Source organism: Singulisphaera acidiphila DSM 18658 (assembly GCF_000242455.2).
GTDB lineage: Bacteria > Planctomycetota > Planctomycetia > Isosphaerales > Isosphaeraceae > Singulisphaera > Singulisphaera acidiphila.
In genome coordinates, this window is sequence record NC_019892.1 from 8218705 (window position 1) to 8244225 (window position 25521).

General features: G+C 63.3%; 16 protein-coding genes. 8 read left to right on the forward strand and 8 right to left on the reverse strand.

Annotated features, from left to right (window positions below; all coding sequences use genetic code 11):
* Positions 1 to 109 precede the first annotated feature (109 nt).
* From SINAC_RS32015 to SINAC_RS32030, 4 genes are all read left to right on the forward strand, one after another.
* Positions 110 to 2914, forward strand: coding sequence for a 2-oxoglutarate dehydrogenase E1 component (locus tag SINAC_RS32015; RefSeq protein WP_015249694.1), 2805 nt, complete (start codon positions 110 to 112; stop codon positions 2912 to 2914).
* A gap of 1 nt (position 2915) precedes the next feature.
* On the forward strand, positions 2916 to 4178 hold the full coding sequence (gene odhB, locus SINAC_RS32020) for a 2-oxoglutarate dehydrogenase complex dihydrolipoyllysine-residue succinyltransferase (RefSeq protein ID WP_015249695.1): 1263 nt from the start codon (positions 2916 to 2918) through the stop codon (positions 4176 to 4178).
* Between the two features lie 118 nt (positions 4179 to 4296).
* The gene (gene lpdA / locus SINAC_RS32025) at positions 4297 to 5712 is read left to right on the forward strand and encodes a dihydrolipoyl dehydrogenase (RefSeq protein WP_015249696.1); all 1416 of its coding nucleotides are present in this window, start codon (positions 4297 to 4299) and stop codon (positions 5710 to 5712) included.
* Between the two features lie 270 nt (positions 5713 to 5982).
* The gene (locus tag SINAC_RS32030) at positions 5983 to 6486 is read left to right on the forward strand and encodes a hypothetical protein (RefSeq protein WP_015249697.1); all 504 of its coding nucleotides are present in this window, start codon (positions 5983 to 5985) and stop codon (positions 6484 to 6486) included.
* A 148-nt stretch (positions 6487 to 6634) separates the two neighbouring features.
* Here SINAC_RS32030 and SINAC_RS32035 read toward each other — a convergent pair whose 3' ends face one another.
* Both SINAC_RS32035 and SINAC_RS32040 read right to left on the reverse strand, forming a co-directional pair.
* On the reverse strand, positions 6635 to 9430 hold the full coding sequence (locus SINAC_RS32035; RefSeq protein WP_015249698.1) for a M56 family metallopeptidase: 2796 nt from the start codon (positions 9428 to 9430) through the stop codon (positions 6635 to 6637).
* Entirely contained in the window at positions 9427 to 9849 is a 423-nt protein-coding gene (locus tag SINAC_RS32040) for a BlaI/MecI/CopY family transcriptional regulator (RefSeq protein WP_015249699.1), read from the reverse strand. Before SINAC_RS32040 ends, SINAC_RS32035 begins: the two co-directional genes overlap by 4 nt.
* A gap of 562 nt (positions 9850 to 10411) precedes the next feature.
* On the opposite strand from SINAC_RS32040, the gene SINAC_RS32045 reads away from it, so the two are divergent.
* The 4 genes from SINAC_RS32045 to SINAC_RS32060 all read left to right on the forward strand — a co-directional run bounded on the left by SINAC_RS32045 (position 10412) and on the right by SINAC_RS32060 (position 15907).
* A complete protein-coding gene (locus SINAC_RS32045; protein ID WP_015249700.1) occupies positions 10412 to 11761 on the forward strand; it encodes an MFS transporter in 1350 nt (449 codons plus the stop codon).
* Between the two features lie 66 nt (positions 11762 to 11827).
* The gene (locus SINAC_RS32050) at positions 11828 to 12859 is read left to right on the forward strand and encodes an LLM class flavin-dependent oxidoreductase (RefSeq protein WP_015249701.1); all 1032 of its coding nucleotides are present in this window, start codon (positions 11828 to 11830) and stop codon (positions 12857 to 12859) included.
* A 189-nt stretch (positions 12860 to 13048) separates the two neighbouring features.
* Positions 13049 to 13354, forward strand: coding sequence for a hypothetical protein (locus tag SINAC_RS32055; protein ID WP_015249702.1), 306 nt, complete (start codon positions 13049 to 13051; stop codon positions 13352 to 13354).
* A 69-nt stretch (positions 13355 to 13423) separates the two neighbouring features.
* Complete coding sequence (locus tag SINAC_RS32060) at positions 13424 to 15907, forward strand: tetratricopeptide repeat protein (RefSeq protein ID WP_015249703.1); 2484 nt, start codon at positions 13424 to 13426, stop codon at positions 15905 to 15907.
* Between the two features lie 93 nt (positions 15908 to 16000).
* On the opposite strand, the gene lpdA (SINAC_RS32065) is transcribed toward SINAC_RS32060, so the two are convergent.
* From lpdA (SINAC_RS32065) to SINAC_RS32090, 6 genes are all read right to left on the reverse strand, one after another.
* Entirely contained in the window at positions 16001 to 17386 is a 1386-nt protein-coding gene (lpdA, locus tag SINAC_RS32065) for a dihydrolipoyl dehydrogenase (protein ID WP_015249705.1), read from the reverse strand.
* 110 nt (positions 17387 to 17496) lie between these two features.
* Positions 17497 to 18792, reverse strand: coding sequence for a dihydrolipoamide acetyltransferase family protein (locus tag SINAC_RS32070; protein ID WP_015249706.1), 1296 nt, complete (start codon positions 18790 to 18792; stop codon positions 17497 to 17499).
* A 188-nt stretch (positions 18793 to 18980) separates the two neighbouring features.
* Positions 18981 to 19961: a pyruvate dehydrogenase complex E1 component subunit beta gene (locus SINAC_RS32075; RefSeq protein ID WP_015249707.1), complete on the reverse strand. Its 981-nt coding sequence runs from the start codon at positions 19959 to 19961 to the stop codon at positions 18981 to 18983.
* A gap of 2 nt (positions 19962 to 19963) precedes the next feature.
* On the reverse strand, positions 19964 to 20974 hold the full coding sequence (gene pdhA / locus SINAC_RS32080) for a pyruvate dehydrogenase (acetyl-transferring) E1 component subunit alpha (protein WP_015249708.1): 1011 nt from the start codon (positions 20972 to 20974) through the stop codon (positions 19964 to 19966).
* Positions 20975 to 21459: 485 nt separating this feature from the next.
* Entirely contained in the window at positions 21460 to 24300 is a 2841-nt protein-coding gene (acnA, locus tag SINAC_RS32085) for an aconitate hydratase AcnA (RefSeq protein WP_015249709.1), read from the reverse strand.
* Between the two features lie 155 nt (positions 24301 to 24455).
* The gene (locus SINAC_RS32090) at positions 24456 to 25304 is read right to left on the reverse strand and encodes a menaquinone biosynthesis family protein (RefSeq protein WP_020466411.1); all 849 of its coding nucleotides are present in this window, start codon (positions 25302 to 25304) and stop codon (positions 24456 to 24458) included.
* Positions 25305 to 25521: the final 217 nt, after the last annotated feature.

Genomic DNA, 25521 nt, shown 5'->3' on the forward strand with positions numbered 1-25521 from the left:
TGAGATCATGCGTGTCGTCGCGTTTTTCCGCGAGACCGACCATCGTCCTGGATTGCCAATTCGGCAACGGGTCAGGCCATGCGCCGGGCCCAACTAGGGATCTTTTCCAATGAATCGCTCGACGGTCGCGAACCGGTGGAATCTCGATCTTATCGAGGGTAACTACCAGCGCTGGCGGACCGACCCCGCCTCGGTTGATGAATCGTGGCGGCTCTTCTTTGAAGGGTATGAGCTCGGCCAGTCCGGTGACGGAATGGGCCGGGCCGACGTCGATCTGGATGCCGCGCGGGCTCAGGCCGCGGTCACCCGTTTGATCGACGCCTACCGCGAGATCGGGCATTACCTGGCCGATCTCGACCCTTTGAAGCTCAACCCCGCACGCGACTCGCACGAATTGCTCGACCTTGCCGCGTTCGGCCTCTCCTCGGCCGATCTCGATAAGCCCTTTTACAACAAACTCAGCGACCCCCCCCACTCGACGCTTCGCGAACTGATCGCGGTCCTTCGCGAGACGTATTGCCGAAAAATCGGCGTCGAGTACATGCACATTCGTAACGTCGAAGTCCGTCGCTGGCTTCAGTCACGGATGGAACCGAACCGGAACCGACCCAACTTCGACCTCCGCAAAAAGCGGCGGATCATCCTCAAGCTGAACGCGGCTGAGCTCTTCGAATCGTTCCTGCACAGCCACTACATCGGGCAGAAGCGGTTCTCGCTCGAAGGGGGGGAGATGCTCATCCCCCTGCTCGACTCGGTCATCGAGGGATCGTCGAAGTTCGGCGTCCGCGAAATCGTGATCGGGATGCCCCACCGAGGCCGGCTCAACGTCCTGGCCAACATCCTCAACAAGCCCTACGGCATGATCTTCAGCGAGTTCGAAGGGAACTTGCCGGAGACCGTCGGGGGCGACGGCGACGTCAAGTACCACCTGGGCTTCTCGGCCGACCACGTGACGACCGATAAGCACTCGATCCACCTCTCGCTGACCCCGAACCCAAGCCACCTCGAGGCCGTCAACCCGGTCGTCGAAGGCCGCGTTCGGGCCAAACAGCGCCGATTCAAGGACCGCGACCGCAAGCTCGGGATCCCAATCCTGATCCACGGCGACGCCGCGTTTGCCGGCCAAGGGCTCGTGCCCGAAACCCTGAATCTGTCGCAGTTGCCCGGGTATCGGACCGGCGGCACGATTCACATCGTTGTGAACAACCAGATCGGCTTCACGACCGCACCCAGCGAGGGTCGATCGACCCGTTACTGCACCGACGTCGCCAAGATGATCGAAGTGCCGATCTTCCACGTCAACGGCGAGGACCCCGAGGCCGTCGTCTACGTGGCCGAGCTGGCACTCGAGTTCCGCGAGACGTTTGGGCAGGATGTCGTCATCGACATGGTCTGCTACCGCCGTCACGGCCACAACGAAGGAGACGAGCCGGCGTTCACCCAGCCCTTGATGTACGGCAAGATCAAGGACCGGATGACCATCCGCGAGCTCTATACCGAGAACCTCGTGATGACCGGCGAGCTCTCGACCGACGAGGTCGAAACGATCGCCGAGACCTTCCGCGACAAGATGGAAGAGGTCTATAAAGAGGTCCACGAGAGCCAGACCCCGCCCAAGCACCTTCAGCCCGGCTTCGGCTCGCACTGGCAAGGATTCACCCCCCACTACTCGTTTGCTCCCACCGAGACGGGTATCCCGTACGAAACCCTCGCGCAGATGACGACCGCGATGGCCGTCGTCCCCGCCGGGTTCACCGCCAACCCGAAGGTCGAGCGGATCTACGCGAACCGGGTCAAGATCATGGAGGCCAAAGGGGGAGTCGACTGGGCGTTCGCCGAGGCGCTCTCCTTCGGCTCGCTCCTGCTCGAAAACACCCCGGTGCGGCTCAGCGGTCAGGACAGCCGCCGGGGTACGTTCAGCCAGCGCCACGCGGTCATCGTCGACGGCCTGACCGGGGAGCGGTACGTCCCGCTCAAGAACCTGGCAACCGAGCAGGCGGAGATCTGCATCTACGACAGTCTGCTCTCCGAGTCGGCCGTGCTCGGGTTCGACTACGGCTACTCGCTCGACGAACCGCACATGCTGATCCTCTGGGAGGCTCAGTTCGGCGACTTCGCCAATGGTGCACAGGTCATCATCGACCAGTTCATCGCCTCGGCCGAGTCGAAGTGGGGACGCGCCAGCGGCCTGGTCATGCTCTTGCCTCACGGCTATGAAGGGCAAGGCCCGGAACACTCGAGCGCCCGACTCGAACGCTTCCTCCAGCTCTGCGCAGAGGACAACATTCAGGTTGTGACCCCCTCGACCCCCGCGCAGTATTTCCACCTGCTCCGCCGCCAGGTTCGCCGTAATTTCCGCAAGCCCTTGATCGTGATGACGCCCAAGAGCCTGCTCCGTCACAAGCTGGCCGTCTCGCCGGTGGATGAACTCGTCTCGAATCGTTTCAACGAGGTCATCGACGACCCGGGGGCCGACCCCGAGCGGATTCGCCGAGTCGTGGTCTGCGGCGGCAAGGTCTACTACGACCTGATCGCCAAACGCGAAGAAGTGGGCAAGACGCGCGACGTCGCGATCATCCGCCTCGAGCAACTCTACCCCTTCCCTGAAGAGACCTTGAAGGCCACCCTCTCGCGGTACAAGAACGTCCGCGAGTGGGTCTGGGCCCAGGAAGAGTCGCAGAACATGGGGGCCTGGACGTTCGTCGCGCCTCGGCTCCAGGAACTGATGGGTTTCCCGTTCCAATACGTCGGCCGCGACGCCAGCGCCAGTCCCGCGACCGGTTCGCACTCGGTCCACGAGCGGGAGCAGAACGAACTGGTCGAGGCCGCGATCGGGTCGGCGATCCCTCACCTGGTCCACGCTCATCCGGTCCGCCCCGCCGTGGCCCTGTCGCTTAAGCAAGGAGTGAGCTGAGATGCCCGCCGTCGCCATTACCGTGCCGGGAGTCGGCGAGTCCATTACCGAAGGGATCCTGTCACGCTGGCTCAAGGCCGACGGTTCGGCCGTCAAAGCGGGCGAACCCTTGTTCGAGCTCGAAACCGACAAGGCGAACAACGTCGTGCCCGCCTCCGCCTCGGGCGTCCTGAAAATCAACGTCGCCGAGGGGGAGACCGTGGATATCGGCTCCACGGTCGGCACCATCGACCCCGAGGGACAGCCCACAGCTGCGGCGCCCACAGCCAACGACTCCAAGCAGGTTTCTGCTCCTCCCAAGGCGGCAGCGACTCCAGCACCGGCGGTCGCGAGCGATTCCAACGGAGGCGCAGCCGCAGCGCTCTCTCCGGCCGTGCGCCGGATCGTAGCCGAGGAAAAGGTCGACGCCAGCCAGGTTGGCGGGACCGGCCGAGGGGGACGGATCACCAAGGGGGACGTCCTCGCTCACCTCGCCACGCCCTCCAGCGAACCCGCTGCCCCGACAGCAGCAGCGGCGGCCCCCTCGCCCCAGCCCAGTAACGGAGCGGCGGCCCCCTCGGGTCTGCCGCGTGAAACCAGGAAGCGGATGTCCGGGATCCGCCAGAAGATTGCGCAGCGCCTGGTCGAAGCGCAGCAGACCGCCGCGATCCTGACGACGTTCAACGAGGCGGACATGTCGCGGGTCATGGACCTGCGGGCCCGTTACAAGGACACGTTCAAGACGAAGCACGGCGTGGCCCTCGGCTTCATGTCGTTCTTCCTCAAGGCGGCGGTCGAGGCCCTGAAGGCGTTCCCGGCGGTCAACGGCCGGATCGACGGCAACGAGATCGTCCTCCACAACGCCTATGACATCGGCGTGGCCGTCAGCACCGAGCGCGGCCTGATGGTCCCGGTCATTCGGGACGCCGACCGGCTGAGCTTCGCCGGAATCGAAAAGGCGATCGGCGCTTTCGCCGTCAAGGCCCGCGAAGGGACGATGGCCGTCAGCGACCTTCAAGGCGGCACGTTCACGATCACCAACGGCGGCGTCTTCGGATCACTCCTGTCGACGCCCATCCTGAATCCGCCGCAGAGCGGAATCCTCGGGATGCACTCGATCCAGAAACGGCCCGTCGCCATCGACGACCAGGTCGTGATCCGCCCGATGATGTACCTGGCACTCTCGTACGACCACCGCATCGTCGACGGTCGCGAGGCGGTCAGCTTCCTCGTTCGCATCAAAGAATGCATTGAGAATCCCGAACGGCTGATGCTGGAAATCTGAAGCAGGACCCGAAAAGCGGCGGGGAGTGAACTCAAAATCACTCCCCGCCGCTTTGTTTCGGTCTCCGCTTTTGGTCTTCCACGTCTCTCGGCTGCTACCCGCGAGTTAAGGAACGTTCATGGCTCCCGAGTCAAATCGCTACGACCTGGTTGTGATTGGTTCCGGCCCCGGGGGTTACGTGGCCGCGATCCGCGCTGCGCAACTCGGGATGAAGGTGGCTTGCGTCGAGAAACGCGAGTCGCTGGGTGGGACCTGCTTGAACATCGGCTGCATCCCGAGCAAAGCGCTCCTCGATTCCAGCGAGCTCTACCACCTGGCGCACACCAAGTTCGCCAAGCACGGCATCAAGGTCGATGCGATCGGCCTCGACCTCCCCGCGATGCTGGCCCGCAAGGACACGGTCGTCAAGAGCCTGACCGACGGCCTGAAGTTCCTGTTCAAGAAGAACAAGATCGAGCCGGTCTTCGGCACCGCCCGGGTCGCGTCGGGCGAGTCGGTCGTGGTCCGCGACGCCAAAGGCGTCGAGACCACGCTGGAAACCAAGCATATCCTCCTCGCCACCGGCAGCGCACCGGTGAACCTGCCGTTCATCCCGTTCAACGGCAAGACGATCGTCAGCTCGACCGAAGCCCTGACGTTTGACCGCGTCCCCGAACACCTGGTGGTGGTGGGCGGCGGTTACATCGGCCTGGAGCTCGGCTCGGTCTGGAAACGGCTGGGAGCGAAGGTCACGGTCATCGAGTTCCTCCCCCGGATCGTGCCGATGGCCGACCTCGAGGTGGGAACCTTGCTCCACAAGAGCCTGATCAAGCAGGGCCTCGAATTCCATCTCGAGACCAAGGTCACCGGCGCGAAGGTCGAAGGGGACCGCGTCACAGTCACCGCCGAGACCAAGGACGGCAAGGTCCTCACGGTCCCTTGCGATCGGGTCCTCGTCGCCGTCGGCCGTCGCCCGCACACCGAGGGCCTTGGACTCGTCGAAGCGGGGGTCACCGTCGACCCCAAGACCGGTAAGGTCCCGATCGACGCCCACTACCGTACGAACGTTCCGACCATCTCGGCCATCGGCGACCTGGTGGACGGACCCATGCTCGCTCACAAGGCCGAGGACGAAGGGGTTGCCTTCGCCGAGATCCTGGCCGGCAAGGCCGGGCACGTCGACTACAACACGATCCCGAGCGTGATCTACACCTGGCCCGAAATGGCGAGCGTCGGGATCACCGAAGAGCAGGCCAAAGAGCGCAAGCTCGAGTATAAAGTGGGTAAGTACCCCTTCCTGCCCAACGGCCGCGCCAAGGCGATGGACGAAACCGAAGGGTTGGTCAAGATCCTCGCCGACGCCAAGACCGACCGGGTCCTGGGGGTCCATATCTTCGGCCCTCGCGCTTCGGACTTGATCGCCGAGGCGGTCACGATCATGGAGTTCGCCGGCAGCGCCGAGGACATCGCCCGGATCTCCCACGCCCACCCCACCCTCTCCGAGGCTGTCCGCGAAGCCGCCATGGCCGTCGATCGCCGCGCCATCCACGGCTGAGCCAAGACCTCTGCCCCACCCTGCTCGCACAACCCACCCACGGATTTGCCGGATCACCGGCAACCCGTGGGTTTTCGTTGCGCGGACCGACCCCGTGGCTCGTCGCGGCCACATTGATTTGATAGCCTACAAGGAGAGGCATGGCCAACGGCGTTCCAACGGATGAACACCGACCGTTGGCCAGCGAAAAAAAACGAATGTGAGGATGACGACCAAGAAAACTTCCGGGATTACGACGAAAAGGCTCGTCAGGGAAAAGGGAGGTGCTTTGTGGCCAAACCGAGTCACAATCAGAAACGCAAAGCCAAGCTCAAAAAGCGTGCGGAGCGGTCTCGGAAGCACGAACCGCTCGCCTACGCCGGCAAGAAATACAAGACCGACGAGTTCGCGCCGGCCTTCTTTCGTACGGAGGTCGGTATCTATGAGTCGTATGTTATGTGCGACTCCAAGCTGACCGACGACAACGTCGAAGAGGCGATCGAACAGCTGGTGCTTCAGATGCGAGAGGGGCCGCTCCCCCCCGACTCCGAGACCGACGAAGGCGAGGACGATTTGATCATCGCCAACATCCGTCGGAACTGGCAAGACCTGGAAGCAGCCGGAGAGCTGCCCGGACGAAACGACCTGATCGGGATCCTCCGCACGATCCTGCATTCGATCGAGTTCTGGCGATTGCAGAGTTTGCATCCCCAGGGCTACCTCCATTTCATCGAAGGCTTCGTGAAGAAGGCAGGCGTCACTGTCCAGCGGGTGATACCAACGCTGGATGAGTAGCCACTCACTGGGAACGGAAACCACCGATGATGCCGCTATCCATCGGAAATCGGGTCCCAGCACCTTTTCTCGATCCCAGTCCTGGGACGACGGCACGGGTCGCAAACCCAGGACTGGTCGGCGCGGACAATCCTCGATCGGACCGAGTTCAACGTTTGAGCGGCGCGGCCGTCTGCGGGGTGGCCGGGTTCGCCTGGAGACCGTTAAGGTTGATGACCTCGCCCCCGTTGCGACTCAAAAGCGCCTTCAACAGTTGAGGCTCGATCCGTGACGAGATGAAATGGACCGAGCCATCGGCGAACCCGGAATTGAACCCCTCATGGGTGAAGCCGCCAAACTCGGGCATCGGCTTGGACGGGTCGTATTCGAGATCCTCGGGCTTCGTCCAGGGGATCTCACGTTTCGCCTCGACGACCATGATCGTGTTGGAAAGCCCGTCCGTCACTTCCGCAAACTTCACCCCAGGGTTGCTCGGTGGGAAGAGCGTTAGCCCGCCGGTCGGCACGAAGTAAGCGTTGTTGCCCGACGAGTCGGAGGGAGACCGATAGATCTGGGGCATCTTTTCGATCAACTTCCGATTCGAGACGCTATCCCACGGTTCATTGAAGTTGTACTCCTTGAAGAGATCGTTCTGCTCGATGAAGGGCAGAATGGCGACCCGCCAGCTATAGGGGGGCTTGCCATCGTCCGGCCGGATAACGGCCGGGATCAAATGACCATATGTATCGTAATAGTTATGCATCCCCAGGAGGAGGCGCTTGAGGTTGTGTTGGCTCTGGGACCGTTGTGCGGCAGAGCGAGCGGCGACCACAGCCGGAAGAAACAACTGCACCGCCGAAGCCCCATCACCGCGACTCTCCGAATGGAGCCTGACGATGGGCTCCCCTCCCTCCACCTCGGCTCGTGCGGCGGCGAGCAGCGACTCAGCCAGGCTGAAGAGCCGCAGTGACGCTTCACGCGTCGGGACGGGTTGCGTCATGACTTGCTGCTTCAGCCCAGGAAGTGCGTTCTTGGCCAAGGTGATCAGCGCCCTCATCGTTTCACTGACCTGCTTGGCCCCGTCGTCCGAGGAACAGGTCCCCACAAGGTCGACGCCGAATCCATCGTCCATGTCGAACCCGACGGCGTATCCCGTCGCCTTTTCGAGCAGTGGGGCTAACGTGCCTGCATAGCCGCCAAGAGGCGACCGCTGACTCCCTGGCTCCCCCGCAGGGACCTGAGCAAGAACCCAGATCGGGTCGATCGCAAAAGCAACCTGTCCCTTCTTGACACGCGACCAAGCTCCATCCCAGGCGTGTCGAACCGGTCCGCCCTTGCGGGCGGCAATCATCTGCTTGAGGGCGTCTTCATCACCGATGACGATTGTTCGATTGTCAGGAGTGAAAAAACCTGCGCCATTGAGGGCCGTCTTCGAGCGGGTGTAGGAAAGGCCCTCGAACGGGACCACCTCGCGGTCTTTCGCGGATAGCCTGGCGACGGCATTCCAATCCTGCGGTTTGATGGAATGCAAGATCACGGTCGGAGCCGGCAACTGCCCCGATTGCCTGACTTCGTTTCGGCCCCGGAGGAACAGCAAGGCGACACCATCAACCTCGTCCACCTTCAGCTTAACGGCAGAGGCCCACGGGTTCTGAAACGACTCGTTGAACAGGGCGGCAACCGGTTGGAACTCGGGCCGACGGAGGATCTCGGCCGGGCGACCGACAACGGCCATCATCGTGTTGACCGGGGCGTGCGTGAGGTCGAAGACGGCCGTACCGGCATCATCTTGTTCGGCCTGTGCAACGTCAACGTTGGGTCGAGCCTCCTGCTGCTGGGCAATCGCGGTGGTGGCGGGACCGCGGATACCTGCGACGAGCAAGCCAACAACCGCAATCGCGGCGACAGTCAGAACGCGCCCGATCAGCGGGAGCGCATTGGTCCGAAGCGGGTTCGGGTTCGCTTCACGAAGCATCTCAATCCTCCTGAGCAATGTCCCACGGGTCGGAAGGAAAGGACGGGCAGGCCAGGCAGTTAGCGACGATTCAAGCGCGCCCGTACGTCGGAGAGCCAATCGAGCGAGGGCCTCAAGATAGGGGCGATTGCCCCCTGAAAGCCGGGCGCCCCAGGCGTCGGCCGCCAACTCCTGCTCAAGCCGGAGCCGCGCCGCCAGCCAGTGCGCCAGCGGGTGATAGATATGCACGGCCAGGCACACTTGGGCCCAGAGCCCCAACAGATAGTCACCCCTGAAGATGTGTCCCAACTCGTGTGCGAGCACCGCCCGGCGTTCGTTGTCGTCCCAGTCGCCCCACTCGGGGGGCAGCAGCAGCGCCGGGTGCAGCCAACCGATCGTGGCCGGAGTGGTCAAGTCGTTGGTCTCACGGAGCTCGACCGGGCGAGAGTACCCAGTCTCGGCCTGGAGTTGGGCCAACTCGTGGCGCAACCGAGCGTCGGAAATCGGTCGGCTCTTCCGGCGAAGGCGTCTCACCGCCCTTAACGCCAGAGCAAGCCGGGCGATCCCCAATCCCGACGTCGCGACCAGAACCGCCGCGACCCAGCCTGGCCATCGCCATCGGCTCTCGGCCACGGCTGAGGGTTCGTTTCGTACTCCGGGGGTCAGGAGTTCCCGAGCAAATTCCCGGGCGAAGTCGACGAACCGAGTATCGCTCGTCTCGGAAACGGTGGGTGCCTCAGGCCCCCCCCGCAAAGTGGCGCGTGGGCCAACGGCAACAGCCGCTCGCGGAGAGTGGGGAACCGCGGTATCCACGTCGATCGACCAGAACCGCGGCCAAGGAGAGAGCGAGGCGGCAGAAACGGCGACCAGCCCCAGCAGCGTCGTCATCGTGACGAGCACGCCCGCCGCAGGCCCCCGCCGGCGAAGGATCAAGGCGAGCATGACGCCAACGGCCGCGAGGGCAGTGACTCGCACCATGGCTTCGACCAAAAGGACGCCCAGCCCGTTCATGGTTTCCGTCCCTCCTTCGGCTTGTTCTCGGGGACTTTCCCTTCATCGAGAATGGCGCGGAGCCGTTCGCGCTCTCGTTCGCTCAGCCGCTCTTGCTCGATCAGCCTGACGAGAAGGATTTCACGCGAGCCTCGAAAAACGCGATCGAGGACTTCGCCCAGGAGACTCCGCGAGACATCTTCATAGGAACGGGCCGTCACATAAAAAAAGGGCCGGTCGTCGTTGGTTTGGAGCAAGTACCCCTTATCAACCAAGATCCGGACGACCGTGGCGACCGTGGTGTAAGCCAGGTCGAGACCGGAAGCCGCCAGCGCATCGCGGATCTCGGCCACTGTGGCAGGTGTCCCCCCTCGATTCCAAAACAGGTGCATCAATTGGAGCTCGCGCTCGGTGAGCTCCTTGGCGGGCGGGCGGGCCATCGTTTCGGTTCCTCCATTCCTCATGCACACCAAAAAAAAGGGCGCAGCGGCACGGCCTCGACCAACGCAGATTCGCGTCGGTGACGTGGACGATCAAGCCGGCTCAACAACCCCGAAACGCTTGCGATCGGGCGAACCGCTCGAGTTTTGGTTTTCTAGATCTGGTTTTATCGTAGCCCAACAACGACGGATGTCAAGGGAAAAACTCTTCGCAGTCAGGGTCGCCTTGCGGCACCGCTCGCCAACGGGTTCAGACCCAGAAGATGGCAACAGGACAGCCCCCGAGCGACGAGTGGGGGGACCGCTTGCCGTGTCTCCACCGATATCAAATTCAATGCCATTCAAATATCAATCAACCCAACGAGCAGCAGGCCATTTTATGGTCGGACGTAGCCAGGATCAGGCAGTCCCAGCGTTCGAATCGCGCCCCTTGGCTCGCGGGGTCTCTTCCTCCGTAAGTGCAAAGCCGCTATCCTGGCTTGTCGATGACGGCCTGAAAGATCCTTCCGTCCGCGTTCCCCCGCTGACGCACCATCCATCCCCCGACCGGAGAGACTCGCCGATGGGCGTGACGGACCGATCCAAGCTCTGCGTGATGTTCTTCCTCGAATACTTCATCAAGGGGGCGTGGCTCCCCTTGCTCGGGCTCTACATGGGGAGCCGCTACCTGAACTTCTCCGGCTTCCAGCAAGCCTGGGTCTTCAACGCCTTCGCCATCGCCTCGGTCACGGGCATGTTTTTCGGGGGGCAGCTCGCCGACCGCTATGTGTCGCAGGAGAAGTTCCTGTCAGCCAGCCATCTGGTCGGTGGCCTGGCGATGCTGGGGCTGGCCTACACCAAGTCGTTCTGGCCGTTCTTCGGGCTGATGCTGCTGCACTGCTTCTTCTACGTGCCGACCCTCTCGGTCGCCAACGCGATCGCCTTCGCCCACCTCGAAGATGCTCGGAAAGATTTCGGCACCCTCCGGCTCTGGGGGAGCGTCGGCTGGGTCGCGGCGGCCTGGCCCTTGGTCTTCATCCCGATCGACTGGGAGCGAGTGCCCGCGATGGCTCAGGCCGGGGGATTCTTGGCCTGGCTCGGGAAAGCGCTTTCGACGCCCAAGTCGGGCCCGGCCATGGAAGCGGCGCTGACCGGCACGTTCCTCGTTTCCGGGACCGCCGCGCTCATTCTGGCCGCCTTCAGCCTCCTGCTGCCGCACACACCGCCGTCAACCCGCCAAAAAGGGGAGCGGTTCGCTCCGTTCGAGGCGATCAAGCTCCTGGCCAAGCCAAGCATCCTCGTCCTCTTCATCGTGACCTTCTTCGACTCGCTGGTCCATTACGGCTATTATTTCTGGACCAGCCGCTACCTCCAGTCGATTGGCCTGCCGGAGAACTGGATCGCTCCGGCGATGAGCATCGGGCAGGTGATGGAGGTCGTTGCGATGGCCATGCTGGGCACTCTGATCAAGAAGCTGGGCTGGCGGAAGACCTTGATCTTCGGAATCCTCAGTCAGGCGATCCGGTTCGGGGTCTACGCAATGGGCAACCGCGACTTGCTCTGGCCAGTGATTGCCGTCAACGTGGTCCACGGGTTCGCCTATGCCTGCTTCTTCGCAACCGTCTACATCTTTGTCGACGAGCACTTCCCGAGCGACATCCGCACCAGTGCTCAAGGCCTGTTCAACCTGATGATCCTGGGCATCTCCTCGTTCGTCTCCAACTTCCTCTGGGGCGGGCTGGGCGACCTCTTCTCGGTGAATTCCACCGTCGACGGACGAGTTCTCAAGGTAATCAACTATCATCACCTGTTCCTCGTGCCGTTCGGCATCTCGCTGCTGGCGGCGATCCTCCTGGCTCTCTGCTTCCACCCGTCCAAGGAAGAGCCGATCTCGCCCGAATCGAAGGACGAGCCGCTAATGGCCGCGACTTGAACGAGGGCATTCAGCCGCGAGGCTTGCCACCAAGGCCCCCACGAACTCACGAGGATCCGCCTGCGCATGTTCACGATTGGGCTTACCGACCACCTCGAAGGGCCGCCGGATCGCCCTTCGGGGGAGATCTTTGGCGAAGTGGCCGACCTGGTCCAACTGGCCGACCGGCTCGGCGTGCGCTACGCCTGGTTCTCCGAGCATCACGCCCACGCGCACCAGGGGCACCTGCCCACGCCATTGCTCCTGGCTTTGCACCTGGCCGGCCAGACCCAACGAATCCGCCTGGGGACCGCGATTATCTGCCTCAACCTCCATCATCCCCTCGACGTCGCCGAGCAGGTGGCGGTCGCAGACGTGCTGACAACCGGCCGGATGGCGGTCGGGTTCGGGAGCGGGAGCACGCCCGAGGAGTCGGCCTTGTTCGGCTCCGTAGTGGCCGATGACCGGGAGCGGCAAACCCGTTTTTCGGAAGCGTTGCGCGTCATTCGCTCGGCCTGGAGCGGGGATTGGTCCGGGAACGTCCCCCACGCTTTCTCCGTGCCTCCGCACCGCACGTTGCCGGTTCCGGCGGCGGACTTGCCGGGCCGCTGCTGGGTCGCGGTCAACAGCCTCGGCTCGGCGCGGATCGCCGGAGATCTTGGTTTCAATATACTCTTCTCCCATCTGCGCACGCCCGAGCAATACCGGGACTACTGCGCCGCCTATCGCGCAGCGGGGGGTGAGGGGCTGGTAGCGGCCAATCGCCCTGTCTTCGTCGGCCCGGACGATGCCACCGCCTTTGCCCGGGCGGAGCCGGCGCTGCGGACCCTCTGGAGGCGATTCCGGCAGGAGGGGAAGATCCCCGCCGAGACCACGGAACCCGCGAATCCGGAGGACTTGTGCGGTCATCCGATCAACTTCATCGTCGGCGGCCCCGAGACCGTCGCACGGAAACTCTGCGAACTGCACGAGCAGTCACCCTTCGACGTGGCCAACGTGGAGGTCCGGTGGGCCGGGCTGTCCCATGAACGGGTCTGCGACAGTCTCCGACGGTTGATGGAAGACGTGGTGCCGCGGATCGCGAACGCCAAGTCCCTAACCGGCCGTATGCCTCGCTGAGGTCCGGCCTCGAGGAACTTCGCGTGGAGGTGTGGAAACAACGAGGAATTCTCGCGACGATGTCATACTGATTCACGTCGCGACATTCGTTATGATTTCGTCAGTGGAGTTTCTCAGGAAGGGCCTACGATGGGATATCTGATGAACGAGGGGTGGCCCATCCCCTCTTCAAGCGCCGGGTAATCGGACATGAGCACCGGTTGGATTTTCACCGACGACGAGAGCACCGAAGTCATCACCCTGGACCGCATCCTGCGTGGCGAGTCAGAACTCCTACTGGTCACGCATGACGAAGACGATGGATCCTGGCAGTTCCTGGACGGCGAGCACGTACTCGAAGAGAATGCGCTCGTCGTTGACCTGGGTGAGATGACCCAATTCGATCCCAGCCTCCTCGAACTCGCCGACCTGCCCCGAGGCAGCTACGCCTGGCGAACCAGTCGCGATCAGCCCTGGTCCCGAGCTGTGGGTGAACCTCCCCACACGCTCCCCTGAAGACGGATTTCGAAGGAGAGCGGCGAGCGAGAAAGACATCACGGAACGATTGAGAGGGATGGGATATCGATGGGAACGATTGAGGACCTGTTCGAGCGTGCGAAGCGGGACCACCAAGGGGGACGCATCGCTCAGGCCGAACAGGCGTATCGCCAGGTCCTCAGCGCCGACCCTTCGTACATCCCGGCCTGGTACCTGCTGGGAGTGGCCTGCCACGGACTCGGCAACCTAACGGGGGCGCTGGGAGCATTCCAGCAGACGCTCCGACTCCAGCCCGATCATGCCGAGGCCCAGAACCACCTCGGCATTGTCTGGGCTCAAGCCGGGTCGCTCGAGGAGGCGGTTCGCTGCTTCCTGCTCACGCTTCAACTCCAGCCGAACTCGCTCGACGCGTATAAAAACCTGGCCGTCACGTTCGAGCGCCAAGGACGGCTCGACGAGGCCGTTGCCTGCGATCGCAAGGTGGTCGAGCTCAAGCCCGACCTGGCCGAAGCCCATCGACACCTGGGAGTTCTCCTCCGCAAGCAAGGGAAGTGGGGCGAGGCGATCGTCGCCCTCGAGCAGGTCCTCCGGATCAAGCCCGAACTCCCCGAGACCCTTAACGACCTGGGCCTCCTGCTCGAGATGACGGGCCAGCTTGAGGAGGCCGTTGTCCGTTTCCAGGCCGCGATCCGGCTCCGCCCCGAGTTCGCCGGCGCCTACAGCAACATGAGCGTGGTCCTCAAACAGTTAGGGAGACTCGACGAAGCGATCACCAGCGGTCGGGAAGCGGTTCGGCTCGATCCGGGCTTCGCCGGTGCGCACAACAACCTGGGAGTCATCCTCGAGAAGGAGGGGGGGTGGGATGAGGCCACCACCTGCTTCCACGAGGCCCTCCGACTCGATCCCCGGTTCGTCGAAGCCTATTACAACCTGGGCAGCGTACTCTCGCGATTGGGTCGATTTGAGGACGCTGAATCCATATGCCGGCAAGCGATCACACTTGACCCCGACTCGGCCGAGGCCCACCACAACCTCGCTTTTGCACTCAGCGAACGGGGCCAGTTGACCGAGGCTGAGACGAACTATCGCCGGGCGATCCAGCTCAAGCCGGAGTTCGTCGACCCCTACGTCAACCTGACGAGCGTCCTCGGCAAGTTCGGCAAGCTCGATGAGGCCGAGGCCTGTAGTCGCGAAGCGGTCCGGCTCGATCCCAACCGCTCCGAGGCCCTCGTCAATCTCGGATTCGTCCTGATCGAGAAAGGACATATCGCCGAGGCCCTGGCGGCTTATCGCGAGGCGGAGCGGGTTGATCCCAACTCCCGCCCGGTGCAAAGCAGCTATCTCTACGGCCTGAACTACGACCCCGAGGCCGATCCCGCAACCCTGCTTGCGGAGCACCGCCGCTGGGGCTTGCGCCAGCAGGAAGATGTCCGTGCGATCGAACTGAACCCTTCCCACGACCGAGCGCGAGATCGCCCGCTCCGGGTCGGCTACGTCTCGGCCGACTTTCGAGTCCACCCCGTCGCCTATTTTCTCAGGCATATCCTGACGAACCACGATCGCCGCCAGGTCGAACCCGTTTGTTACTCCGAAGTCACCGCGCCCGACGCCATGACCGCGGAACTCGAGTCGCTCGCTGACGCCTGGAGACCGATCTACGGAATGACCGATGAACAGGTGGCCGACCTGGTTCAGCGCGATCGGCTCGACATCCTCGTGGACCTCTCCGGCCACACCGCACGCCACCGCATGGGCCTCTTTGCCCATAAGCCAGCGCCGATCGAAGTCTCCTACCTCGGTTACCCGAACACCACCGGCCTCACCACCATCGACTACCTGCTCACGGACGCCGTCACCGACCCGCCCGACGACCCGACCTGGTCGAGCGAAACCCCGTATCACCTGCCCGACGTCTTCTGCTGTTACTCCCCGCCGGAGGAAGCCCCCGAAGTCAACACGCTCCCTGCGCTACGGGCCAAGGGCGTCACGTTCGGGTCGCTTCATAAACTCCCGAAGCTAAATGCGCGGGTCCTCGAACTCTGGGCCGAACTGCTCCGGTCGATTCCCAAGGCGCGACTCCTCCTCTATCGCAACAACCTGCGAGGGCAGCGCAAGGAGGAGATTCTCGCCTTCTTCAAAGCGCAAGGGGTCGCTGCGGACCAACTCGAACTTCGGAATATCATCGAGGGGGGGGGCAGCCACTACCAGGTGTATCAGGACATCGACATTTCGCTCGACGTCTTCCCCTGGAGCGGACACACGACCGCCTGCGAATCGCTCTGGATGGGAGTTCCAATCGTCACGATCCGAGGCAATCGTCACGCGGGGCGAATGACGGCGAGCGTCTTGACCTGCCTCGGCCTCAGCGACTGGATCGCGGAAACCCCAGAGCAGTATCTCGACATCGCCCAGCGATTCGCAACCGACCTCGATCGTCTGGCCGAACTTCGGCGCACGATGCGCACCAGGATGAACGGATCACCCATGGGCGACGGCCGGACCTGGACGAAGAACCTCGAAAAAGCCTACCGCGTCATGTGGCACCGATGGTGTGACGCGGCAAGCGAATGAACGAGGCGAGCGGGGAGCTTACGCTCTCCGCTCGCCTTTTGAAAACGATCTCAAAGAGGCGAAGCATAAATTCGCCTGCAGAGATAGCAATTCCTAGATATGGACCGATTCGCCCAGCCCCTGGGCGGCCGCTTCCATCACGGCTTCGGAGTAGGTCGGGTGGGGGTGCATGGCCTGGATGATCTCTTCCTGGGTCGCCTCGAGCTTCTTCGCCATGACAAGCTCGGCGATCAACTCGGTCGCCTGTGAGCCGAGCAGGTGCGCCCCGAGCAGTTCGCCGTACTTGGCGTCGAAGACGAGTTTGACAAACCCTTCGGTCTCGTCGGACGCCACAGCGCGGCCGCTGGCGAAGAACGGGAACCGGCCGACCCGAACTTCGTGCCCCGCTTCACGCGCGGCCTTCTCGGTCAGGCCGACACTCGCAACCCCGGGGTCGGTGTAGGTGCAGCCCGGGATGTTCGTGTAGTCGACCGTATGGTCGGCGTGGCCGCAGAGCCGCTCGATGCAGCAGATCGCCTCATGGTGCGCGACGTGGGCCAACCAGGGGGGGCCGATGATGTCGCCAACGGCGTAGATGCCTTTGACGTTGGTCTGGTAGCCGTTCTTGGGGTCGACCTTGATGTGGTTCTTGAAGAGCTCGACCTTCAGGCTGTCGGCAAAGAGATTCTCGACGTTGCCGAGTACACCGATCGAGACGAGCATGGTCTCGGCCTCGATGACTTCCTTGCCCTTGGGGGTCTCGACCTCGACCTTGACGCCGTTGGCCGTCTTCTCGACCTTGCCGGTCTTCGAGCTGGTGTGGATCGTCAGGCCGCGTTTGGTCAGGCTCTCGCGAAGGCCCTGGGAGACCTCCTCGTCCTCGCCCGGCAGGATCCGATCCAACAGTTCGACAACCGTCACCTTGGTGCCGATCGCGTTGTAGAAGTAGCCGAACTCGAGGCCGATCGGGCCAGCGCCAATGATCAGCATCGACTTGGGCTGCTTGGGCAGGCTCATCGCCTCTTTGTAGGAGAGGATCGTCTTGCCGTCGAACTCGGCCCCCGGCAACGGGCGCGGGCGAACGCCGGTCGAAACCACAATGGACTCGGCCGTGATCTTCTCGTCGCCGACCTGCACCGTGTTGGGTGCGATCACCTTGGCGGTGCCCAGCTTGGATGCCACCTTATATTTGCGGAACAGGCCTTCAATACCCTTGTTCAGCTTGCTGGCAACGCCGCGACTACGTGCGATCATCTGCGAGAAGTCCCATGAGGCTTCCCCGCTGTAACCGAACGTCTTGCCGTGGTTCTTGATGAGATCGACGAGGTGAGCGTTGGTCAGCAGCGCCTTGGTCGGGATACAGCCCCAGTTCAGGCAGATCCCCCCCAGCTTGTCGCGTTCCACGCAGAGGACCCGCTTTTTGAGCTGCGCGGCGCGAATGGCGGCCGCATAGCCCGCCGGACCACCACCGATCACCACAATGTCGTAGTCGTATGCCATGAAAACCTTCGAGGGAAAACGAGCGGCTCCCGATCATGCGTGTGAGCCACGCCGTACTCCCCGAAGGGAGACAACGTGGCTCGCGCGCCCGACAGAGATCGATCTGGGTCTTAAAGGAGCATCGACGCTGGTTCTTCGAGGAAACCCTTCAGAGTCCGGAGAAATTCGGCGGCCAGGGCACCATCGACAGCGCGGTGGTCGGCGGTGAGGGTCACGGTCATCACCGTGCCCACGACCAGCGAATCCCCTTGAACAACGGGCCTCTTCTCAGCGGCCCCAACGGCGAGAATCGCAACTTCGGGGAGGTTCAAAATGGCGTCGAACTGGCGGACGCCGTACATCCCAAGGTTGCTGATCGTGAACGTCCCGCCGCTCATCTGCTCGGGTGAAAGCTTGTTGCTCCGAGCAGCCTGCACCAGGGCGTCGCTGCCGAGCCGGACTTCGCGAAGGCCGAGCGTGTCGGCATTGCGAAGAACAGGGACGATCAGGCCCCCATCCAGCGCCACCGCAATCCCGACGTTGACCTCGCCATGCCGGACGATTGCATCGGGCTCGTACGAGGCGTTGACGCCAGGATGGCGGCGGAGGGCAAGGGCAACCCCCTTGGTGACGAAGTCGCCCAGGGAGAGCTTGATCTTCTCGGGAGCGAGCTGCTTGTTCAGTTGCTCACGGACAGCCACGAGGGCGTCGGCCCGGATATCCACGGTCACGTGAATTTCGGGAGCGACCTTCTTGGCCTCAACCATCCGCTGGGCGATCGTCTTGCGCATCCTCGTGTGCGGGATCCGCTCGGCGGCCAGGGTTCGGGTCGGTGCGGCAGGCCGCGCCGCGGGTGCAGCGGCGGAGCCACGCGTCTTGAGGAAGAGCTCGACGTCATCTCGGATCACACGGCCGCCCGGTCCGCTCCCGGGAACGCTCCCGAGGTCGACCTGCGAGGCCGCCGCGATCTTCCGCGCCAGCGGGCTCGACTTGATCCGGCCGCCCTGGCTTGCGCCCCCTTGAGCCGCCACAGCCACGACCTCGGCCGCTTCGTGAGCGTCCTGGCCATTGCTCCCTGCGCCATGCTGCGCCTCGGGCTGATCCGAGCCGTTGGCTGCGGACTTGGGCTTGGACGCGCCTGCCGCCTTCTTGCTGCTCAGCCCCGCCGCGACCTGCTTCGCGTCTTCTCCCTTGCGGGCGAGGACCAGGACGCGATCGCCAAGCTGGATCTCATCGCCGACGGCGTAGTCGAGGTGTGCGACGACACCGTCGTCGAACGCCTTCATCGGCATGGTCGCCTTGTCGGTCTCGATGTCGGCCAGAAGATCACCTTCTTTGACCTGGTCGCCGACCTTGACCAGCCACTGGCTGAGGACCCCGCTCTCCATGGTGGGGCTGAGCTTGGGCATCGTCACTTCGATGGGCACAGGATGATCTCCCCGGCTGTCGCCGTCGTCGCATTTCGAGTATCAAGAGGGCGAGATCGATCGGTTCGCCCCGGATCGGATCGGGCCTGCTGTGGAAGCAAGGCCCGCCGCAATATTCGTATTATGGGGTGCGATTCAAGAAGCGATCGGGTTCTCGGCCGCAATTGGCGGCCGAGAACCCGTCAAAATCACTTCTTGTAGAGCACGTCGTTAACCTGGTCCACGATCCGCGCAACCGTTGGCAGCATCGATGCTTCCAGTGCTCGGTTGTAAGGGATGGGGGCGTCTTTCGTGAAGACGCGGCGGATCGGGGCGTCCAGTTCGTCGAAGGCGACCTGCATGATCCGGTCGGAAATTCCCGCACCCAGGCCGCAGTAGGGCCAATCTTCCTCGACGATCACGGCGCGGTGGGTCTTGAGGACCGAGCCGAGCAGCGTGTCCATGTCGAGCGGGCGGATCGTCCGGAGGTCGATCACTTCGGCGTCGATCCCGTCCTCGGCCAGCTTCTCAGCAGCCGCGAGGGTCGTCTTGAGCGATCGGGAGTAGGTGATCAAGGTCACGTCGGAACCGGGACGCTTGATCTCAGCCTTACCGATCGGGATCACGTGCTCGCCGTCGGGCACCTCTCCCTTGTCGCCGTAGAGGTTTTCATGCTCGATGAAGACGACCGGGTCATCCGACCGGATCGCGCTCTTGAGCAGCCCCTTGGCGTCGGCGGGAGTGGCGGGCAGGATCACGGTCAGGCCGGGGACCTGGGCATACCAGGCTTCGAGCCGGTGCGAGTGCGTGGCCGCCAGACAACCAGCCATACCCGAGCTTCCTCGGAACACGATCGGCACGGCAAACTGACCGCCGCTCATGTAGCGCATGTTGGCGGCGTTGTTGACGATCTGGTCGATGGCCACGAGGCTGAAGCTGAACGTCATGAACTCAATGATGGGCCGAAGCCCCACCATTGCCGCACCGATTCCGATCCCGGCGAAGCCCCCCTCCGAGATCGGCGCGTCGACGACCCGGCGGGCGCCGAACTTCTTGAGCATGCCCTGGCTGACCTTATACGCACCGTCGTACTGGGCGACCTCTTCTCCCATCAGGAAGACGCGGTCGTCCCGCTCCATTTCCTCGGTCATCGCCTGGTTCAGGGCTTCGCGATAGGCAAGAACGGACATGGTCACTCCTGAGGGATGAACGGGGCCACGGTCACGTCCTGATACAGCGCGTCGGCCGTCGGCTCTTCACTCTGCTCGGCGAACTCGATGCTCGCCTCGATCTCGTGCTTGATTTCCTCGGTCACCCGATCGATCGTCTCGTCGTCGATCCAACCGCGCTCCTTGAGCACGTTCTGGTAGACGAGGATCGGATCGTTCCGGTGCGCTTCGTCGAGTTCTTCCTTGAGCCGATACTTGGCCGGGTCGCTAATCGAGTGGCCTTTATAACGGTATGTCTGCGCGTCGATAAACGTCGGCCCCTCGCCGGCCCGGGCGCGGTCGACGGCGTCGCGTGCGGTCTTGGCCATCAGCTCGATGTCGTTACCGTTGATCGAGATCCCAGGGATCCCGTAGGCGGTCCCGCCTCGGATCGTCAGGTCGGTCACCGCCGACGATCGCTCCAGCGACGTGCCCATCGCGTAACCGTTGTTCTCGACGATGTAGATGACGGGGAGCTTCCACATGGCCGCCATGTTGAGCGCCTCGTGGAATGCCCCTTGATTGATGGCACCGTCGCCAAAGTAGCAAAGGGCCACCTGGTCGCTGCCCCGATACTGGGCTGCGAAGGCGAACCCGGCGGCCAGCGGGACGTGGCTGCCGACGATCGCGTGGCCGCCCATGAAGCCCTTCTCGGCGTCGAAGAAGTGCATCGAGCCGCCCTTACCGCCTGAGCAGCCAGTGGCCTTGCCGAGCAACTCGGCCATCGCGGCATTGGCCGACATCCCGCGCGCCAGGGCATGGCCGTGATCGCGGTAGGCGGTGATGACGTAGTCATCCTCGCGGAGGACTCCGATCGAGCCAACGGCCACCGGCTCCTGGCCACTGTATTGATGGAAGAAGCCACCGATCTTCTGCCGCTGGTACATCATCTCCGCCCGTTCCTCGAACCGGCGGATCGTCATCATCTGCCGCAGCCAACCAAGCGCCTGGTTTCGGCTGACCACGGGCTTGGTTTCGGTCTGCAACTGGGACATGTCGTACGACTCCTGATTGGATCGGAGGCCGGGCTGTTGCCGTGGAACATCGCAAATCGGCGAGGCAACGCGAGGCGGTATCGACTCGACGCCGGGATCGAAGGGGTTTGGAGACCACCCCGTGGTTGGGGGCGCGGCTCGCCAACCACGAAGCGCCGCCTCCTTGACCAACCTGGCGAGCTCTGCGAACATCCGTGCCCTCTCAACTGTCTGCGGAGAGGTGGATCGCTAGAAAGACTTCGACCGAATCATCTTAACTAAAAGGCGGTATTTTGTTCCAGGCAGGGCCGGAAAACTTTCGAGGGGGGTCGGAAGGGATTCAGCCTCAAAGGATGATCGACCTTCATGTTAAGTGAGGTCGAGCCCATCTCCCAAGCTTGCCTTTCCCACTCCGACAAGACCCGACTTTTACAGCCGGGCCAAGTCGGCGAAGGCTCAACCCAGCGGAGACGCTCCCGGTCAAAGGGAGCGCCCCACATCAAGGTTCAGCTCGCGGCCGGAGCTTCCTCACGACCCGACAGCAACTGCCGGAGCACGTAAGGGAGAATCCCGCCGTGTTCATAGTAGCGGATCTCCTGAGGCGTGTCGATCCGGACCGTCGCGGTGAATTGATGGGTTTGTCCATCGGCTCGTTCCGCCACGACGGTCACGTCGCGACCGTTGGCAAAGCCGTTCGCAATGCCCTCGGCGAGGCCCACAATCGAGAAGACCTCTTCGCCCGTCAGGCCGAGCCCTTCCACGTTGTCCCCCGCGCCAAACTGGAGCGGGAGAATGCCCATGCCGACCAGGTTCGAGCGATGGATCCGCTCGTAGCTCTCGGCAATCACCACCCGCACGCCGAGAAGCTTCGGCCCCTTGGCCGCCCAGTCGCGCGACGAGCCTGAGCCGTACTCCTTGCCCGCCAGGATGACCAGGGGAACGCCATTGGCCTGATACCGTTCCGACGCTTCGAAGATCGAGGTCACTTCGCCGTCGGGCAGGTAGCGGGTGAAGCCCCCCTCGGTCCCGGGCGCGAGCTTGTTCTTCAGACGGACGTTGGCGAACGTCCCACGAACCATCACCTCGTGGTTGCCGCGTCTCGAGCCATACGAGTTGAAGTCGGCGACCGACACGCCGTGCTCCATCAGGTACTTCCCTGCCGGGCTCTGCACCTTGATCGAGCCGGCCGGCGAGATGTGATCGGTCGTGATGCTATCGCCGAGCACGGCCAAGGCCCTGGCACCTTTGATCTCAGTGATCGGCGCGGGCTGGTCGGGCATGCCGACGAAGTAAGGGGGGTTCTTGACATACGTGGAGCTGTCGTCCCACTCATAGAGATCCCCTTGGGGGATCGGGAGCGAGTTCCACTGCTCGTCACCCTGGAAGACTTCGCCGTACTGCTTGCGGAACATGTCGGAGCGGACGGACTTGAGGATCGTGTCCTGGACCTCGCGTTGAGTCGGCCAGATGTCCTTCAAATAAACCGGCTTACCATCCTGGTCATCGCCAATCGGCTCGGTCACCAGGTCGATATCCATGGTGCCGGCCAGGGCGTAGGCCACGACCAAGGGGGGAGAGGCGAGATAGTTGGCGCGAACTTCCGAGTTGATCCGTCCCTCGAAGTTGCGGTTGCCCGACAGGACGGACGCCGTCACGAGGTCGTCGTCATGAATCGCCTTGGAGATCTCGAGCGAGAGCGGCCCCGAGTTGCCGATGCAGGTCGTACAGCCGTAGCCGACGAGGTTAAACCGAAGTTTATCGAGATAGACGTCGAGTCCCGCGTCATGGAGATAGTCGGTCACGACCTTGGAGCCGGGAGCGAGGCTCGCCTTGACCCACGGCTTGGTCGAAAGATGCCGTTCGACGGCCTTCTTGGCCAGCAGGCCGGCCGCGACCATGACCGACGGATTCGACGTATTCGTGCAACTGGTGATCGCCGCGATCACGACCGAGCCGTTCGTGATGTAGCCGCCGCGAAGCGGGCTGTAGGCGGCTGCCGGGGCCGTCGGATCTTCGACGCCGACCGCCATGCCACCGCCTCCTTCACCCTCGAGCCGCGACTCGCTCTTGTGGTCGGCTGTCGGAGAAGACGTGGCGGCCTTGGCCTTGGTCGAGGCGGGCCGGCTCTCGAGCATCTGGTTCAACGCGGTCTGCCAACCGGCCTTGGCATTCTTCAGCGGCACGCGGTCCTGAGGGCGTTTGGGGCCGGCCAGGCTGGGTTCGACGGTTGCGAGATCGAGTTCGAGCGTGTCGGAGTAGACGGCCTCGGGAGTGCCCGGCTCGTGGAAGAGGCCTTGTTCCCGGCAGTAGGTCTCGACGAGCCGGATGAGCGGAGCGGGCCGGCCGGAGAGTTCGAGATAGCGGAGCGTCTCGGCGTCGACCGGGAAGATGCCGCAGGTGGCCCCATACTCGGGGGCCATGTTGGCGATGGTCGCCCGATCGGCCAAGGGAAGGTTCGCCAGTCCTTCGCCGTAGTATTCAACGAACTTGCCGACGACCCCTTTACGACGAAGCATCTCGGTCACGGTCAGGACGAGATCCGTGGCGGTCGCCCCTTCCGGCAGAGACCCGGTGAACTTGAAGCCGATGACCTGGGGCACGAGCATGGAAACCGGCTGGCCGAGCATCGCCGCCTCGGCCTCGATTCCTCCCACGCCCCAGCCGAGCACGCCCAGGCCGTTGATCATGGTGGTGTGCGAGTCGGTGCCGACCAGGGTGTCGGGATAGGTGAGCGCCGCCCCGGTCGTCTCGAGGGTGTCGACGTCGTCGGTGCTGAAGACGACGCGCGCGAGGTACTCGACGTTGACCTGATGGACGATGCCGGTGTCGGGGGGAACCACGCGGAAGTTCTTGAACCCGTTTTGGCCCCAGCGGAGGAACGCGTAACGCTCTCGGTTCCGCTGGAATTCGAGCTCGGCGTTGGTCAGGAACGCGCGTGCGGTTCCGGCCTCGTCGACCTGGACCGAGTGGTCGATGACGAGTTCAACGGGTTGAAGCGGGTTGATCTTCTTGGGATCGCCCCCCATCCGCTTCATGGCGTCGCGCATCGCGGCGAGGTCGACGACGGCGGGGACGCCGGTGAAGTCTTGGAGCAGGACGCGGCTCGGCCGGAACGCGATCTCGCGCGAAGGAATCGCCTTGGGATCCCACTTCGCCAATGACTCGATATCATCCGCAGTGACCGTGGTGCCGTCTTCGTTGCGCAGAAGGTTTTCCAGGAGGATCTTCAAAGAGAAAGGCAGGTGTGACACATCAAGACCGGCCGCCTTCAGAGCGCCGAGCTTGTACATCCGAAACGACAGGTCATCCACCTTGAACGTGGTCAGAGCGTTGAAGCTGTTGGGCATCTTGGATTCAACCTTGGTCCGAAGTTCTCGACGGAGGTCGCGCGGGGGACGTCGCGACCATCCTTCTTTTCTATCATCTCGTTATGGGGAGCCGGTTTCAACCTGACGGCAGCGGCCCCTCTTGCCTCAACCGCTCGAAGGGGCCCGGCCGCAACTCAGCCCACGAACTGGACGTCGAGCCCGCCTGGGATGAGCCCCGCATCCGCCGCGCGAGCGAGCAAGGTGCGAACCGCCTCGCGCCCCTTCGGTCCATAGTCGACGGTCCAGTCATTGACATACATCCCGACGAACCGGTCGGCCAGGGCCGGGTCGAGATCGCGCGCGTAGCGAAGGGCGTACTCGAGCGCTTCCGGACGATGCTCCAAGGCGTAAACGATGCTCTCCCTCAAGAGTCTGGCAATCGTCGCGACCAGCTCATCGCCCAGATCCTTGCGAACGACATTGCCCCCGAGGGGGAGGGGCAGGCCGGTCTCCTCGAACCACCACTGGCCCAGGTCGACGACCTTGTGGAGTCCGCGATCGCCGTAATAAAGCTGTCCTTCATGGATGATCAGGCCGGCGTCGACCCGACCTTCGGCCACGGCAGGCAGGATCTGGTCGAACGGCATAACCGTCACCGCGACATCCTTGCCGAGCAAAAGTTGCAGCGTCAGGTAGGCCGTGGTCAGCCGCCCCGGGATCGCGATCGTCTTGGTGCGGAGGTCGTCGAGGGTCGCCGGCTCACGGGTGATCACGGTCGGGCCGTAGCGATCTCCCATACTCGAACCTGACGCCAGCAGCGCATAGCGGTCGGCCAGATGCGCGAACGCATGGATGCTCACGGCCGAAACTTCGAGCTCCCCGTTGAGGGCGCGTCGGTTCAGGGTCTCGATGTCTTCGAGCTGATGGACGAAGTGCAGTCCTTCGGTGTCGAGTTTGTCCTGAGTCAGGGCGTAAAACATGAACGCGTCATCCGAGTCGGGGCTATGTCCTACCCGAATCGTGCGGCCGGCATCGAGGTTCATAAGCTGGGGCTGCTTTCCCTTTTGAGTGGAATTCGCCGATCGGCCCGGGTCTGGCTTGGGGAATCGCCTTCGAGGCCGGCCGGGAAAACCCAAGACTCCCGCCGGTGAATCGCCCGGAGTCTGGAAGAAAAAAAAACAAAAAAAAGGGAAGGCCGAGCCCCACAATAAGGGCATCGGCCATTCACTCATCAGAAGGTCGCGGGCTTCCCCGCGACCG